General features: G+C 39.4%; 16 protein-coding genes. All 16 read left to right on the top strand.

What is annotated here, in order from left to right; translation table 11 throughout:
- The first annotated feature begins 20 nt into the window (after nt 1–20).
- Complete coding sequence (mtrB, locus tag LAV82_RS03365; protein ID WP_013059014.1) at nt 21–251, top strand: trp RNA-binding attenuation protein MtrB; 231 nt, start codon at nt 21–23, stop codon at nt 249–251.
- A gap of 281 nt (nt 252–532) precedes the next feature.
- Nucleotides 533–1,324: a heptaprenyl diphosphate synthase component 1 gene (locus tag LAV82_RS03360; RefSeq protein WP_244856518.1), complete on the top strand. Its 792-nt coding sequence runs from the start codon at nt 533–535 to the stop codon at nt 1,322–1,324.
- Between the two features lie 4 nt (nt 1,325–1,328).
- Nucleotides 1,329–2,033: a demethylmenaquinone methyltransferase gene (locus LAV82_RS03355; protein ID WP_013059012.1), complete on the top strand. Its 705-nt coding sequence runs from the start codon at nt 1,329–1,331 to the stop codon at nt 2,031–2,033.
- A gap of 81 nt (nt 2,034–2,114) precedes the next feature.
- Nucleotides 2,115–3,080: a heptaprenyl diphosphate synthase component II gene (gene hepT / locus LAV82_RS03350; RefSeq protein WP_013084891.1), complete on the top strand. Its 966-nt coding sequence runs from the start codon at nt 2,115–2,117 to the stop codon at nt 3,078–3,080.
- A gap of 115 nt (nt 3,081–3,195) precedes the next feature.
- Nucleotides 3,196–3,645, top strand: coding sequence for a nucleoside-diphosphate kinase (gene ndk / locus LAV82_RS03345; protein WP_013059010.1), 450 nt, complete (start codon nt 3,196–3,198; stop codon nt 3,643–3,645).
- 210 nt (nt 3,646–3,855) lie between these two features.
- Nucleotides 3,856–4,638 (top strand): CheR family methyltransferase, encoded by a 783-nt coding sequence (locus LAV82_RS03340; RefSeq protein ID WP_211077342.1) that lies wholly within the window; start codon nt 3,856–3,858, stop codon nt 4,636–4,638.
- Nucleotides 4,639–4,772: 134 nt separating this feature from the next.
- A complete protein-coding gene (gene aroC / locus LAV82_RS03335) occupies nt 4,773–5,945 on the top strand; it encodes a chorismate synthase (protein WP_013059008.1) in 1,173 nt (390 codons plus the stop codon).
- Entirely contained in the window at nt 5,945–7,027 is a 1,083-nt protein-coding gene (aroB, locus tag LAV82_RS03330; RefSeq protein ID WP_499715661.1) for a 3-dehydroquinate synthase, read from the top strand. Before aroC ends, aroB begins: the two co-directional genes overlap by 1 nt.
- A gap of 283 nt (nt 7,028–7,310) precedes the next feature.
- On the top strand, nt 7,311–8,825 hold the full coding sequence (trpE, locus tag LAV82_RS03325; protein ID WP_013059006.1) for an anthranilate synthase component I: 1,515 nt from the start codon (nt 7,311–7,313) through the stop codon (nt 8,823–8,825).
- Entirely contained in the window at nt 8,818–9,843 is a 1,026-nt protein-coding gene (gene trpD, locus LAV82_RS03320; RefSeq protein ID WP_013059005.1) for an anthranilate phosphoribosyltransferase, read from the top strand. Before trpE ends, trpD begins: the two co-directional genes overlap by 8 nt.
- Nucleotides 9,833–10,600: an indole-3-glycerol phosphate synthase TrpC gene (gene trpC, locus LAV82_RS03315; protein WP_499715660.1), complete on the top strand. Its 768-nt coding sequence runs from the start codon at nt 9,833–9,835 to the stop codon at nt 10,598–10,600. Before trpD ends, trpC begins: the two co-directional genes overlap by 11 nt.
- A complete protein-coding gene (locus LAV82_RS03310) occupies nt 10,590–11,216 on the top strand; it encodes a phosphoribosylanthranilate isomerase (RefSeq protein ID WP_499715659.1) in 627 nt (208 codons plus the stop codon). Before trpC ends, LAV82_RS03310 begins: the two co-directional genes overlap by 11 nt.
- Nucleotides 11,213–12,427, top strand: a complete 1,215-nt coding sequence (gene trpB / locus LAV82_RS03305; RefSeq protein ID WP_013059002.1) for a tryptophan synthase subunit beta — start codon at nt 11,213–11,215, stop codon at nt 12,425–12,427. The genes LAV82_RS03310 and trpB overlap by 4 nt, the downstream gene beginning before the upstream one ends.
- Nucleotides 12,414–13,229, top strand: a complete 816-nt coding sequence (gene trpA / locus LAV82_RS03300; protein WP_013059001.1) for a tryptophan synthase subunit alpha — start codon at nt 12,414–12,416, stop codon at nt 13,227–13,229. The genes trpB and trpA overlap by 14 nt, the downstream gene beginning before the upstream one ends.
- 4 nt (nt 13,230–13,233) lie before the next feature.
- Complete coding sequence (gene hisC, locus LAV82_RS03295) at nt 13,234–14,337, top strand: histidinol-phosphate transaminase (RefSeq protein ID WP_211077348.1); 1,104 nt, start codon at nt 13,234–13,236, stop codon at nt 14,335–14,337.
- Between the two features lie 72 nt (nt 14,338–14,409).
- Nucleotides 14,410–15,510, top strand: a complete 1,101-nt coding sequence (locus LAV82_RS03290) for a prephenate dehydrogenase (protein WP_013058999.1) — start codon at nt 14,410–14,412, stop codon at nt 15,508–15,510.
- The last annotated feature ends 7 nt before the right edge of the window (nt 15,511–15,517 follow it).

Raw genomic sequence — 15,517 nt, 5'->3', positions numbered from 1 at the left:
ATGATGAAGGAGAAGAGAATATGACACAAAAAGGAACGCCCGAGTATATTGTCATTAAAGCGGTCGAAGATGGAGTTAACGTAATTGGATTAACGCGAGGAGCAGATACGCGATTTCATCATTCAGAAAAACTAGATAAAGGCGAAGTAATGATTGCGCAGTTTACTGAGCATACATCCGCAATTAAAATTCGTGGCAAAGCCGTCATTCAGACTGTTCACGGAGAAATTGAATCCGATACGAAAAAATAAGCAGGGATTTTCCTGCTTTTATTTATATTTAAAATAAATGAATAAGAACAGGAAAAACATGGTGAAACTAAAAGCAATATCTTAAATTACTGTCTGAGAAATCCAGATGGTATGTAGATGAACGGTGTTCAAGCGGATGAGCAGCTAAATGATTTAAACCATGAAAAAGCTTCAAAAGAATTTAAAGGGTATTTTATAATGTAATTATGTTATAATTGACACTATCGATTTGGAGTTAAAAGAACTTTAAACAAATAGTGATGGAAAGGGAGACAAGGATGATGAGCGTAAAAACCATCTATGATATTGTGGCCAACATGAAAGAACAGCTTCATGTTGAATTAAGTCATCCATATGTAAAAAAATATATTCATCATCCGCGTATTGATGAAAATAGATTACTGTACATGTGTTCGTTCTTAGATACTCTTTCAATGGAAGAAGAAAAAAAGAACAGCTCTGTGCTATCTGTGATGCTCGTTCAAACCGCACTTGATACCCACGATCTAGTCTCCACTCAAAATGTTAGCGGAAATGAAGGAAAGCTGCATGAGCGGCAGCTGGTAGTTTTGGCCGGAGATTATTACAGCGGCCTGTACTATTACTATTTAGCTCAAAGCAACCAGCTGAATTTAATGAAAGTTATAGCATCTGCTATTAAAGAAATTAATATCGCTAAGATACACATTTATAACAATCGCTCTACTAATCCACACGACGTTATGAATAGTTTTTTAGCAGCAGAATCATCGTTTGTAAGATGCTTATGTGACTATTTTGAACGTGAAGAGTGGAAAGAACTTTTAAAACATGCAGCGTATTTGAACGGGATATTAAAGCAATTAAAGTCATTACAGCATAAAGAGCCTACTCTCTTGCTAAACTATTGCAAACAAATTGGCATGAATCAAGAGCAAATAAAAGAATACCTTTATTCGTATACTCAACAGTCTGTAAACATTGTTAGAGGATACTTACGAAGTGAATTTGTGATGAATGAGTTTTTAAGAGAGCACTTAGATGAACTTACATCTAGCTTAGAAGTGCTGAAAAATGTCGTAGGAGAAGGATAGAGATATGCAGCAATCAAAAGAACAGCGTGTCCATGGCGTATTTGAAAAAATATACAAAAATTATGATCAAATGAATTCTGTTATTAGTTTTCAGCGTCATAAGGCATGGCGCAAAGATACGATGAAGCGAATGAATGTTCAAAAAGGAACAAAAGCTTTAGATGTTTGTTGCGGAACTGCGGATTGGACGCTAGCTATGGCTGAAGCAGTTGGAGAAACAGGAGAGGCAGTTGGCCTGGATTTTAGTCAAAATATGCTAAAGATTGGTGAAGAGAAAGTAAAAAACTCACCTTTTTCAAATATTACCTTACTACATGGCAATGCGATGGAACTTCCTTTTGAAGATAATTCATTTGACTATGTAACGATTGGATTCGGACTGCGCAACGTGCCCGATTACCTTCAAGTTTTAAAGGAAATGCAGCGCGTCGTGAAGCCTGGCGGAAAAGTGGTTTGCCTTGAAACGTCTCAGCCCACGATGATCGGCTACCGACAAATGTACTTGCTTTACTTTAAGTATATTATGCCTGCGCTTGGAAAGATGGTCGCTAAAAGCTATGATGAATATTCATGGCTTCAAGAGTCAGCAAGGGACTTTCCAGGTCAAAAGCAATTGGCTGATATGTTCCGTGAAGCCGGTTTGACAGATGTTGAAGTGAAATCTTACACAGGTGGAGTAGCAGCGATGCATCTAGGGTACAAACGATAAAAGAGAAAAAGCTTGTCCTACAGGTGCAACAGCCTGTAGGATAAGGAGTAAAGAATGAATATATAATGCAAGGTGAGTCCAATGAAACTAAAAATGATGTACGCTTTTTTGAATACGGATATTACCCTTATTGAGAAAGAACTTGAACAAACTGTTCATACCGATGAAACACTTATCACAGATGCTTCTCTTCACCTTTTACAAGCAGGGGGGAAACGAATTCGCCCTGTATTTGTTTTGTTGGCAGCTAAATTTGGGCATTACAACATCGACCAAATCAAACACGTGGCAGTAGCGCTTGAGTTGATTCATATGGCGTCTCTTGTTCATGATGATGTTATTGATGACGCTGATAAGCGACGCGGAAAACCAACAATTAAGGCAAAATGGGACAATCGTATTGCTATGTATACAGGGGATTACATCTTTGCTCGTGCGCTTGAAGTTATGAGCGAGGTTAAAGATGTGGAAGCACATAAAATTTTATCTAATACGATGGTGGAATTAACGCTCGGTGAAATTGAACAGATTAAGGACAAATACAACCTAAACCAAAACTTACGCGTGTATCTGCGTAGAATTAAACGTAAAACGGCACTGCTAATTGCTGCAAGCTGTCAGTTAGGCGCAATTGCAGCGGGAGCTCCTGAAGATATACATAAACGTTTATTTTGGTTTGGATATTACGTGGGAATGTCATTTCAAATTACCGATGACATTTTAGATTTTATCTCATCAGAAGAACAGCTCGGGAAACCAGTTGGCAGCGACTTACTGCAAGGAAATATTACGCTGCCAGTTTTGTATGCCATTGAAAATGCTGAGTTTCGAGATAAAGTAGAACAGCTTTTCGAGAGGGAATATGAGCAAGAGCTGATCAATGAAATTATTTCTGATATTAAATCTTCTAACGCCATTGAACGTTCATTTGAGATGAGCGATCGTTATCTGCAAAAAGCGATGAGCATTTTAGAAGAACTGCCGCCAAACAAGGCGAAAAAAACGCTGCATCAAATTGCGAAGTACATTGGAAAACGGAAATTTTGATTTATTTACTTTCATAAGTTGTAAACTGCTCGAAACAATGTTAATATCTTCATGAGGTGTGATTGCGCTTTCAAAACTTGTTTACATATCATGAACTTCAGGGGTGGAGAGTAAAATGATACAAAAAACGTTTTTAATGGTCAAACCAGACGGGGTACAAAGAAGCATTATTGGTGAGGTTATTTCTCGCTTTGAGAAAAAAGGTTTTCAATTAGTCGGAGCTAAGCTTATGCATATTTCGCAGGAATTAGCTGAAACACACTACGGTGAACATAAAGAGAAACCTTTCTTCGGTGAGTTAGTGAAATTTATCACATCAGGTCCAGTTTTTGCTATGGTATGGGAAGGTGAAAACGTGATTTCAGTATCACGTCAAATGGTGGGGAAAACTAACCCTCAAGAAGCGCTTCCTGGAACTATTCGAGGTGACTATGGACTGATTGTCGATAAGAATATTATTCACGGCTCAGATTCACCAGAAAGTGCGGAGCGTGAAATCAGCTTATTCTTTGAAAGTGAAGAGCTGACTTTCTATAAAAAAGACGCAGACGCTTGGATTTACTAATTTAGATAGCGCAAGGAGACGAATGAATTTTCATTCGTCTTTTTTATTGTGTTTATACATAGGTCCTAAGCTATTGATTGCGAATATCTCTCTACATAAACATTTTCACAATGTATTCCGATATATTAGTAAGGAGATAAGCGTATATAAAGGTTTTATTTCTTTATACGTCTAACATCAACGTATAGAAATGAGAAAGGAGAGTCAAAAATGATAGATGAATACGACGCGTTTGTGGAGAAAATAAAAATAAAAACAGGCATTGATTTATCACTATATAAGCAGTCTCAAATGAAACGCCGCCTTACCTCCCTATATGAAAAAAAAGGTTTTTCTAGTTTTTTTGAATATTATCGAGCAATGAACAGTAACAACGAACTGCTTGAGGAGTTTTTAGATCGGATGACGATTAACGTGTCAGAGTTTTATCGCAACTATCAGCGGTGGGATATATTGGAGCAAAAAATTTTACCGACTCTTGTAAAAGGAAAAACAGAGCTGAAAGTGTGGAGTGCTGCCTGTTCAACAGGGGAAGAGCCATATACACTAGCGATGGTTTTATCGACATTTTTTCCTCTTTCGCGTATTTCTATATTGGCGACCGATTTGGATGAAAAAGTGATAGAAAAAGCAAAAATAGGCTTTTATGATGAACGTTCACTTCAGGAAATGCCTGTTTCGATGAAAAATAAGTACTTTCAACAAAGAGGAACCGGGTACTTATTAGATGAAAAAATCAAAAAAACAGTTGTTTTTCAAAAACATAACTTACTGTCAGACTCTTTTCCAAAAAACATTGACTTGATTGTTTGTCGCAATGTGCTTATTTATTTTACAGATGAAGCTAAGCATGCTTTATATGAAAAATTCAGCAGAGCTTTAGCACCTGGCGGCATCTTATTTGTAGGTAGCACAGAACAGGTTTTTACTCCGCAAAAGTATGGATTTGAAACGGCTGATACGTTTTTTTACAGAAAAGTAAAGACCATTTAATCGAGATAACCTGAAGCGGTTTCTTAAAAGCTAGGGTGAAACTTTTTGTACATTCTTATGTTATAGTATGGTATAGTCATATTTAAAAATGGAAAAATTCTGACGAATAATACATATTAAGCGGAGGTACGATTATGCGATATTTAACAGCAGGAGAATCACATGGTCCACAGTTGACTACTATTTTAGAGGGTGTTCCGGCAGGGCTTCCTTTAACAGCCGAAGACATCAATACAGATTTAGCGCGAAGACAAAAAGGTCATGGTCGCGGAAGACGTATGCAAATTGAAAAAGATCAAGCGGAAATTTTAAGTGGTGTCCGCCACGGCTATACGCTAGGATCTCCTATTACGTTAGCGGTAGAAAATAACGACTGGAAACACTGGACAAAAATTATGGGCATCGAGCCAATTTCTGAAGAAGAATCAGAAGAAGTAAAGCGTAAAATCTCAAGACCAAGACCAGGGCATGCCGATTTAAACGGCGCTATTAAATATGGTCATCGCGATATGAGAAATGTATTAGAACGTTCTTCAGCTCGCGAAACAACTGTAAGGGTAGCAGCAGGTGCTGTCGCTCGTCAAATCCTTGCTCAGTTCGGGATTTCTGTAGCTGGACATGTATTAGAAATTGGCGGCGTACAGGCAAATCCGCCTCAATACAAAAGCTTAGAGGAACTTCAAGAAGTCACTGAAGCTTCTCCAGTAAGATGTTTTGACTCAGCTGTTGAGAAAGACATGATGCAAGCAATCGATGATGCTAAGAAAAATGGCGATTCTATCGGAGGCGTAGTAGAAGTTATTATTGAAGGCGTGCCAGCAGGAGTAGGCAGCTATGTTCATTACGATCGTAAATTAGATGCGAAGATTGCTGCAGCTGTTATGAGCATTAATGCATTTAAAGGCGTTGAGTTTGGGATTGGATTTGAAGCGGCTCGCAGACCAGGAAGCGAAGTTCATGACGAAATTCTATGGGATGAAAAGAATGGGTATACCCGTAAAACAAACAACTTAGGAGGCTTTGAAGGCGGCATGACAACAGGTATGCCAATTGTAGTACGCGGTGTAATGAAGCCTATTCCAACGCTTTATAAGCCGTTAAAAAGTGTTGATATTGAAACAAAAGAAGCCTTCGAGGCAAGCATTGAACGTTCAGACAGCTGCGCTGTGCCGGCTGCAAGCGTTGTAGCAGAAGCTGTTGTAGCTTGGGAATTGGCTGATGCGCTAATCGAACAGTTTGGACAAGACCGAATTGATTTAATTGCTGAAAATATTGAGAAAATGCGTGCACATGCGAGGGAGTTTTAATGTTGCAAATTGATATTCAAACTTTATCCAAAACATATCCTCTTTATTTAGGCAATGGATTAATTGAAAAGCTGCCTTCTATTATCGAGAGTGTAAAATCTAATCTGTCGTCCGTGTTAATCATCACCGATTCAGCTGTAGATTCATATTATGGAGAAGCGGTTGTAAAAGCGATTGAGACAAAGTTTAAAGTGGCTAAATACGTAGTGCCAAGCGGTGAACATGCAAAGTCATTTCAACATTACTACGATTGTCAGACATTTGCGCTCGAACAGCAGCTTGACCGCAATGCACTCGTTATTGCTTTTGGCGGAGGGGTAGTAGGCGATTTAGCTGGATTTGTAGCCGCTACTTATATGAGAGGAATTTCTTTTATTCAAGTGCCAACGACGCTTCTTGCTCACGATAGTGCTGTAGGCGGTAAAGTAGCCATTAATCATGAGCTTGGAAAAAATATGATTGGTGCTTTTTATCAGCCTGAAGCGGTTATTTATGATATTGATCTTCTTAAAACGCTTCCCGAAAGAGAATGGCGTTCCGGTTTTGCAGAAGTGATTAAACACGCTTTTATTCACGATGAAGTATTTTATGAATGGCTTCAGCAAAATATACAATCGCTGACTGATTTACAAGATGAAAAATTAATTTATGCTATTCAAAACGGTATTTTAGTCAAAGCATCTGTTGTAAAAGAAGATGAGACAGAAGCTGGCGTTCGCGCTCATCTGAACTTTGGACATACGCTAGGACATGCGATCGAAGCAGAGTGCGGCTATGGACAAATCAGCCACGGAGAAGGCGTAGCCATTGGGATGCTGTTTGCTATGAAAGTCAGCAATACGCTTGGGAAAAGCGAGTTCCCTGTAGCTGAAATTGCGAAATGGTTTGAAAAATTTGGCTATGAGACGTCTGTTCCAAACCACCTTTCAGCTGAAAAACTGCTCGTAAGAATGAAAGCGGACAAGAAGTCTAAATCAAGCAATGTTCACATGGTACTGCTTGAAGGCATAGGCAAACCTTTTGTTCAACAAGTAGAAGATGAAGTGATTCTTAAACTGCTGAATGAAGAGCTTAAAGCTTAGTTTCGTCTAAAACCAAGTAGATAGTAGTTGACAAATGAATTTGAAACGTACTACAATTGGTAACAAGTTAGTTTAGAGATTTTAGTTATGAGAAAACAATAGACAGTTTAGTTGAGATTAGGGTAGACGAGAATGAGACAGTTGAGCAGAGTTTAGTTGAGTGAATTTTACCATTCGTATACCCAAAGGCCCATTTTTGATGTGTCTTTGGGTTTATTTATTATATCCTCTTTTATATAACCTCATCTATTCTCATTCTCCATGAAATGGAGGATTGAAAGATATGACGAACACGTATACTTCTTTTTTAGAAGACTCTACAGAGTATTTAACCATTCCAATTATAAAAAAAATATTTATCGATAGCATGACACCTGTTGATCTTTTTCAACAAGTAAAAGATGAAGCTGTATATTTGCTTGAAAGTAACGATGAATCATCACCATGGTCCAATTATTCTTTTATTGGCTTAAATCCATTTTTGTATGTTGAGGAAGAAAACGGAACCTATCTAGCAAAAAACAAGCAGCTTCAGCCTATGCTGCAAGGAGATAGCTTTAAAGAGGTGTTTTGTAAAATTCAGCAAGAGCTGAAAGTGAAAGTACCAGACCTTGCACTTCCTTTTAAAGGAGGAGCAGTAGGGTTTATCAGCTACGACGCAGTATCGCAAATTGAAAAAGTGAACGTACATGCCCAAAATGATTTGAACATGCCTACTTTTCACTTTATCTATTGTCAAACGATGCTTGCGTACAATCATCGAACAAAAGAGCTTATGGTGATTCACTACATTCAGCTTAATGAGCAAGACAAAGAGCAGCAGAAAAAAGAAAAATACGGTGAAGCTTTAGCAGAGATCAATAGATATGTTGAAAGAATAGCGCAGACGGTGAAAGAAAAGCCAATGATGTTTGAAAGCGAGCAGCGCGAAGTTAGCTTTGAAGGCGTGACATCGTCATACCAAAAAGATAAATTTGTGCAAGATGTGGAAAAAATTAAGGAATACATTAAAAGTGGAGATGTTTTTCAAGCCGTATTGTCGCAGAGATTTCAAATTGATACGACCGTAGCTGGATTTGATATTTACAGAGTATTGCGATTAGTTAATCCGTCTCCTTATTTATTTTACGTGAAAGTAAAAGGCGTGGAGTTAATTGGAAGTTCTCCTGAGCGGTTGATTCAAATTGAAAACGGCCATTTAGAAATTCATCCGATTGCAGGAACGAGAAGACGTGGCAGAGATGCAGAAGAAGATGCGCGCTTATACGAAGACTTAATTAACGATGAAAAAGAGCGGGCAGAACACTATATGCTCGTGGACTTAGCAAGGAATGACATCGGCCGAGTTGCACAGTATGGAAGTGTCCAAACACCAGTATTAATGCAGCAGGTTAACTTTTCGCACGTCATGCACTTGATTTCTAAAGTGACAGGGCGCCTTGACGAAAAAGTACATCCCATTGATGCGCTGCTTTCTGCATTTCCAGCGGGTACCGTATCTGGCGCTCCAAAAGTGCGAGCGATGCAAATCTTAAATGAAATTGAACCAGTTGCGCGAAATGTATATGCAGGAACCGTAGCATATCTCGGATTTGATGGAAACATTGATTCGTGCATTGCGATTCGGACCATTCTTTTGAAAGACCAGACCGCTTATATCCAGGCCGGAGCAGGAGTGGTTGCTGACTCAAAACCGGAGCTTGAGTGGAAAGAAACCCGCAATAAAGCTAGCGCTTTAATCAAAACAATTCAATTAGCCCAAGACATCTACGATAAAAAGGAGGATGTATATGTTTAAAGAATTGTTAAAAAAGTGTTTGCGCGGTGAGTCACTTTCAGCGGAAGAAGCAGAAAAAATTATGAATGATATTATGAACGGCAAAGTCCCGGCAGCTCAAATTGCTAGCGTGCTAACCATCTTAACGTACCGAGGAGAAACCGTCGATGAAATTGTTGGTTTTGTCCGAGGTATGAAAAATAATATGAATGCTATTTCTCTAGAAGAATTAAACGTAGTAGATACATGCGGTACGGGAGGAGACGGGGCCTCTACGTTTAATATCTCGACGGCTAGTGCGATTGTGGCATCTGCTGCGGGAGTAAAGGTTGCGAAACACGGAAATCGCGCCGTATCTTCTAAAAGCGGAAGTGCAGACGTGTTAGAACATCTGGATATATGGATTCAAGGAAATGAAAAAGAAGTGAAAAATGCGGTGGCTGACCTCAACATGTCCTTTTTATTTGCGCCGCTTTATCACCCTGCTATGAAACACGTTGCTGCTACTCGAAAGGAATTAGGGTTTAGAACCGTTTTTAATGCATTAGGTCCATTAGCAAACCCTACTAACTGCACAAAGCAAGTAATTGGCGTTTATTCCATTGAGCTTGCACGAAAATTAGCAGAAGCGCTTGTTGTACTGGGAGCTAACCACGTCCTTCTGGTTGCAGGCAGGGACGGTTTAGATGAAATTAGTGCCACGGATGTAACGGATGTTGTAGAAGTACAGGGCAATGTCATTACAGAATATACGCTTGCACCAGAGGATGTACACTTACAGAGAGGGAAGCTTGAAGACTTAGTGGTAGAAGATGCGAAATCGAGTGCCGAGCTTATTGAATCGCTATTTTTAAATAAAAGTAATGTAACTGCTAAAAACGCAGTCGTATTAAACTCTGCTGCAGCTATTTACGTTAGCGGAAACGTTTCTACTTTTGAAGAAGGAGTAGCTGTAGCTTTAGAAACAATTGAATCAGGTGCTGCATACACGCAATTACAACGATTGAAATCGAAAAAGGTGGTTGAACATGCTCAATAAAATTATTGAAACAAAAAAAGAAGAAATTCAAAACCTACAGTTACCCGAACAGCAAAATGTTGCAAAACGATCGTTTTTAGACGCTTTATCAAATCCGAATCGAGAGCTGGCTCTTATTGCAGAAGTGAAAAAAGCCTCGCCTTCTAAAGGATTAATAAAAGAGAATTTTCAGCCTGTGGAAATTGCTAAAGCCTACGAGAAAGGGAAAGCAGATGCTTTGTCTGTGTTAACAGATCAGCACTATTTTCAAGGACATCGAACGTTTTTAAGTGACATTAAACAGCATGTCTCTGTCCCTGTGCTTCGCAAGGATTTCATCATTGATTCCATTCAAGTGGAAGAAAGTGCAAGAATCGGTGCTGATGCTATTTTACTCATTGGAGAAGCACTTGAACCATTAAAATTGCAAGAGCTTTATCTTCAAGCTGCTGAAAAAGAGTTAGATTGTTTAGTAGAAGTACATTCTCTAGAAACGCTTGAAAAGCTGCTAGCTGTATTTACCCCGAAGATTATTGGAATTAATAATCGAAATCTTCACACGTTTGAAACCAGCTTGAAGCAGACAAAAGAAATCGCCAAGCATGTTCCGAAAGATCAGCTGTTAGTGAGTGAAAGCGGAATTTACTTATACGATGATGTTTCCTACGTAAAAGAAGCGGGAGCAAAAGCTATTTTAGTAGGGGAGTCGCTTATGAGGCAGGATAATCAAACCAAAGCGATTGAAAAGCTGTTTGGGGAAAGTGAATATGCTCATTAAGTACTGTGGTATTCGATCAAAACAAGATATAGCTTTAATCGAAAAGTCGGCTGCTACTCACATTGGCTTTATTTTCTATCCTAGAAGTAAACGATATGTAAAGCCTGAACGAGTAAATGAGTTTGTAACGGATGAAATAAAAAAACAAGTCTCGCTAGTAGGGGTATTTGTTAATACACCGGTAGATCAAATACTTGAAATTGCCTCCGTAACAAATTTAGATGTAATTCAGTGCCACGGGCAAGAAACAGCTGCGGACGTACGTCAGTTAAAGCAGCGTGGATATGAAGTGTGGAAAGCGCTCCCTCACAATAAAGAAACGCTGCAGCAAATGCATGTATATGAAGAGGCTGACGGGTATGTAATTGATAGCAAGGTTAAAGAACAATTTGGAGGAACAGGCGTCGCTTTTGATTGGAGCTTCGTTCCTCAGTATGAATCAGCTGCCCAAAGTTTAGGTAAAAAATGCTTTATTGCTGGAGGAATCAATGCTTGTAACATTGAGAACTTGTTATCCTACCAGCCTGGGGCGATTGATATTTCTGGCGGTATTGAAACAAATGGAACGAAGGACTATACAAAAATTATAGAGATTGAAAGGAAGATCATACTATGACATACAATCATCCTGATGAATTTGGCCGCTTTGGTGAATTTGGCGGAAAATACGTACCTGAAACATTAATGAAACCACTTGAAGAAGTAGAAGCAGCTTTGAATCAAGCAATGAAAGATCCGGCATTTAAAGATGAGTATCTATCCTTACTTGTTAACTACTCTGGGCGACCAACAGCTTTAACGTATGCTGATAATATTACCGAAACGCTCGGCGGGGCAAAAATTTATTTAAAGCGTGAAGACTTAAATCATACGGGTGCTCACAAAATCAATAATGCCATTGGACAGATTTTACTTGCTAAACGGATGGGAAAAACAAAAATTATTGCTGAAACAGGAGCGGGTCAGCACGGGGTAGCCACAGCTACAGTAGCTGCAAAGTTCGGAATGGAATGTAAAGTATTCATGGGAGAAGAAGATATTGAACGTCAGGCGTTGAACGTTTTTCGCATGAAGCTTCTAGGAGCGGAAGTCATTCCCGCAACTTCTGGAACAAAAACGCTAAAAGATGCAACAAATGAAGCAATTCGCTACTGGGTTCAACATTGTGAAGATCATTTTTACTTAATTGGTTCGGCCATTGGACCGCACCCTTATCCTAAAATGGTTCGAGATTTCCAAAAAATTATTGGAGAAGAAGCAAAAGAACAGTTTACAGCGGTAGAAGGCAAACTTCCGAATGCTGTCGTGGCATGCGTCGGAGGCGGCAGTAATGCAATCGGAATGTTTTATGATTTTATTAAAGAAGAAAATGTACGCTTGATCGGCGTAGAAGCAGGAGGGAAAGGACTAAATACAGCCCTTCATGCTGCTAAAATGGCTAAAGGCACAAAAGGTGTTATTCACGGAACGCTCACGTATTTACTTCAAGATGAAAATGGTCAGATTACAGAACCGTATTCTATTTCAGCAGGTTTGGATTATCCAGGTATCGGTCCAGAGCATTCTCACCTTTCATCTATTGGAAGAGTGGAATACGAAAGTGTAACGGATGATGAGTCAATCGAAGCTCTTCAGCTGCTGGCGAAAACAGAGGGAATCATCCCGGCTATTGAGTCCGCCCATGCGCTGGCAAAAGCATTTGAACTGGCTAAAAGCATGACGAAAGAAGAAACAATTTTAATTTGCTTGTCAGGTCGAGGAGATAAGGACGTTCATACATTAGTAAACTTGCTAGAAGGGAAGGAAGAAGAACATGAATACGTTTGAAGCGAGACTACCTAAACATGAAACATTGTTTATTCCATTTATTACAGCAGGAGATCCTCATGAAGATGCAACGGTGGATATTGCTTTGTCTTTGCAAAAGCAAGGTGCTTCTATTTTAGAGCTGGGCGTACCATATTCCGACCCTTTAGCAGATGGTCCAATTATTCAAGAGGCGTCCAAAAGAGCTTTATCTGGCGGTATGTCTATTTCAAAAGCCATTAAGCTTGTATCGGTGATGAGAAAAAAAGGTGTGAAAATACCGGTAATTCTCTTTACCTATTTTAATCCTGTGTTACAATTAGGTTTAGAATCCTTTTTCGCGTTAATGCGAGAAAATGAAATAGATGGAGTGCTAATTCCGGATTTACCGTACGAAGAGAGTGGCCGTATCCGGGAGCTTGCCGCTGAAAATGAAGTTGCGTACATTTCGATGGTTGCTCCTACATCTAAAGAGCGTATTCAAAAAATCGCTGCAGATGCAACGGGCTTCTTATACTGCGTGTCGTCTTTAGGCGTTACTGGGGTTCGCTCTACGTTGCCAGCTGATATTGGCACCTTTTTAGAAGATGTGAAAGCAGCAGCTTCTATACCGGTTGCCGTGGGTTTTGGGATTTCAACAAGTGAACAAGTAGAGGTGTTAAAAGAACATAGCGACGGCATTGTAATTGGAAGTGCAATTGTTAATAAAATTGGCCAGCTTGAACAAGTTCTTTTAAATAAGGATACACGCCGAGACGGATTAAATCAAATTGAGGAGTATGTTGCATCCATCGTTTCGCCTATACAAAAATGCGAGGTGTAACACGTTGAAGGTAAAAGAACAATTACTAACTTTATCTCCATATAAACCAGGTAAGCCAATTGAAGAAGTAAAGCGTGAATTTAATTTAGATCGCGTCGTAAAATTAGCGTCTAATGAAAATCCTTACGGCAGTTCTGCTTTAGTAAAAGAGGCGATTGCTGCAGAAATCGAAAATATGGCGCTTTATCCAGACGGCTATGCAGCTGAACTGCGTGCAGCAGTAGCAAAGCACGTAGGCGTAGAGCAAGATCAGCTGATTTTTGGAAATGGCTCTGATGAAGTCATTCAAATTATTTGCCGAGCTTTGCTATCGGCTGATACAAATACTGTCATGCCGACGCCGTCATTTCCTCAATATAAGCACAATGCCGTAATTGAAGGTGCAGAAATTCGTGAAGTACCGCTGCGCGGCGGAGATCATGATTTAGATGCTATGCTTCGTGCAATTGATGAAAATACGACAATTGTGTGGGTATGCAGTCCTAATAACCCAACGGGAACGTATGTGAAGGGTGATGAGTTAATTTCTTTTATGAAACAAGTTCCTAAGCATACATTAATCGTTATGGATGAAGCCTATTTTGAGTATGCAGCAGATCAAGCCGACTATCCGAATACGGTAGAGTTTTTGAATGAATACGAAAACTTAATTGTACTTCGCACATTTTCAAAAGCATACGGCTTAGCTTCTTTGCGCATTGGTTACGGTATTGCAAACGAATCATTGCTACAAAAAATTGAGCCGGCTCGTGAACCTTTTAATACAAGCCGCATGGCTCAAAAAGCAGCAATCGTTGCTCTTGAAGACCAAGCGTTCATTGAAGAGTGTAAAAAGAAAAATGAAGAAGGTTTGCAGCAATACTATGCTTTCTGTGATAAGAATGGCTTAAACTATTATCCGTCTTTCACTAATTTTGTTCTAATTGATTTTGGTCGTCAAGGCGATGAAGTGTTTCAATTTTTATTGCAACGCGGATTTATTGTTCGTTCAGGGAATGCATTAGGCTTCCCAACTTCCGTTCGTATTACAGTGGGAACAAAAGAACAAAATGAACAAATCATTGAATTGCTTCAGCAGTTTGTTGACCAAGCAGCAGCGAAAGCTTAATACCTAATATAGTAAAAGATGAGAGTGTGATTTCACACTCTCATCTTCATATGTACAATGAGGTGAAGGAAAGTGAAAGAAAATGTTTTTGTTATAGGTTTGGGGTTAATTGGAGGATCGCTGGCACTTAATATAAAAAAGACGCACCATCATCTTGATGTAATAGGTTTTGACATTAATCAAGAGCAGCTGGAGCTTGCCAAAACCCTAGGTGTAATTGACCAAGCGGCTTCTTCTTTACAACAAGGCGCGGAGCAAGCGGATTATATTGTTATTGCCATTCCGGTCACTCAAGCAGCTGAAGTGCTAAAACAGTTAGAACATTTTACGCTCAAACAGTCTGTTATCGTCACAGACGTAGGGAGTACAAAAGAAGAGGTAGTGAAGACAGCGGAAGCTCTTATCGCTAAAGGCATTGAGTTTATCGGCGGTCACCCAATGGCTGGGTCTCATAAAAGCGGAGTAGCTGCTTCTAAAGCTCATTTATTTGAAAATGCAATGTATGTATTGACACCTTCATCTTCTACTTCTTCGGAGGCTTTAGACAGTTTAAAGGAATTGCTAAGTGGTACAAAAGCTAAAATTATTGTGATGTCACCAAAAGAACATGATAAATTAGCGGGTGTCATCAGCCATTTTCCTCATATTATTGCTGCAAGCCTTGTTCATCAAGCAGAATATTACCAACAAGACAACCAGCTAGTTTCGCAGCTTGCAGCTGGAGGTTTTCGTGATATTACACGTATTGCTTCAAGCAGTCCAGCGATGTGGAGAGATATTTTGCTTCATAACCAGGATGCGCTTCTTTCAATGTTTGACCACTGGCTTGAAGAAATGAATGACGTGCGAAATATGATCGAACGAAAAGACGCGAACGATATCTATACATATTTTTCACAAGCAAAACAATTTAGAGATCAGCTTCCTGTACGAACCAAAGGCGCGATTCCATCCTTTTATGATCTCTATGTGGATGTTCCTGACTATCCGGGGATTATTTCAGAAGTAACGGGTTATTTAGCAGAAGATGAAATCAGTATTACAAACATTCGAATTTTAGAAACACGAGAAGACATATACGGAGTATTACGTTTGAGCTTTCAAACAGAGGAAGATAGAAAGCGGGCAAGAGCGTGTCTCCATCAGCATCAATATCAGACGTTTATTTCTTAATGTACGA

It is taken from the genome of Bacillus sp. ILBB4, assembly GCF_035064545.1.
In the GTDB taxonomy this organism is placed as follows: domain Bacteria; phylum Bacillota; class Bacilli; order Bacillales; family Bacillaceae_H; genus Priestia.
This window is presented reverse-complemented; position numbering and strand designations above follow the sequence as displayed.

Coding starts and splice junctions, on each gene's coding strand:
- mtrB (WP_013059014.1), top strand. CDS start 21: ATGACACAAAAAGGAACGCCCGAGTATATTGTCATTAAAGCGGTCGAA.
- LAV82_RS03360 (WP_244856518.1), top strand. CDS start 533: ATGAGCGTAAAAACCATCTATGATATTGTGGCCAACATGAAAGAACAG.
- LAV82_RS03355 (WP_013059012.1), top strand. CDS start 1,329: ATGCAGCAATCAAAAGAACAGCGTGTCCATGGCGTATTTGAAAAAATA.
- hepT (WP_013084891.1), top strand. CDS start 2,115: ATGAAACTAAAAATGATGTACGCTTTTTTGAATACGGATATTACCCTT.
- ndk (WP_013059010.1), top strand. CDS start 3,196: ATGATACAAAAAACGTTTTTAATGGTCAAACCAGACGGGGTACAAAGA.
- LAV82_RS03340 (WP_211077342.1), top strand. CDS start 3,856: ATGATAGATGAATACGACGCGTTTGTGGAGAAAATAAAAATAAAAACA.
- aroC (WP_013059008.1), top strand. CDS start 4,773: ATGCGATATTTAACAGCAGGAGAATCACATGGTCCACAGTTGACTACT.
- aroB (WP_499715661.1), top strand. CDS start 5,945: ATGTTGCAAATTGATATTCAAACTTTATCCAAAACATATCCTCTTTAT.
- trpE (WP_013059006.1), top strand. CDS start 7,311: ATGACGAACACGTATACTTCTTTTTTAGAAGACTCTACAGAGTATTTA.
- trpD (WP_013059005.1), top strand. CDS start 8,818: ATGTTTAAAGAATTGTTAAAAAAGTGTTTGCGCGGTGAGTCACTTTCA.
- trpC (WP_499715660.1), top strand. CDS start 9,833: ATGCTCAATAAAATTATTGAAACAAAAAAAGAAGAAATTCAAAACCTA.
- LAV82_RS03310 (WP_499715659.1), top strand. CDS start 10,590: ATGCTCATTAAGTACTGTGGTATTCGATCAAAACAAGATATAGCTTTA.
- trpB (WP_013059002.1), top strand. CDS start 11,213: ATGACATACAATCATCCTGATGAATTTGGCCGCTTTGGTGAATTTGGC.
- trpA (WP_013059001.1), top strand. CDS start 12,414: ATGAATACGTTTGAAGCGAGACTACCTAAACATGAAACATTGTTTATT.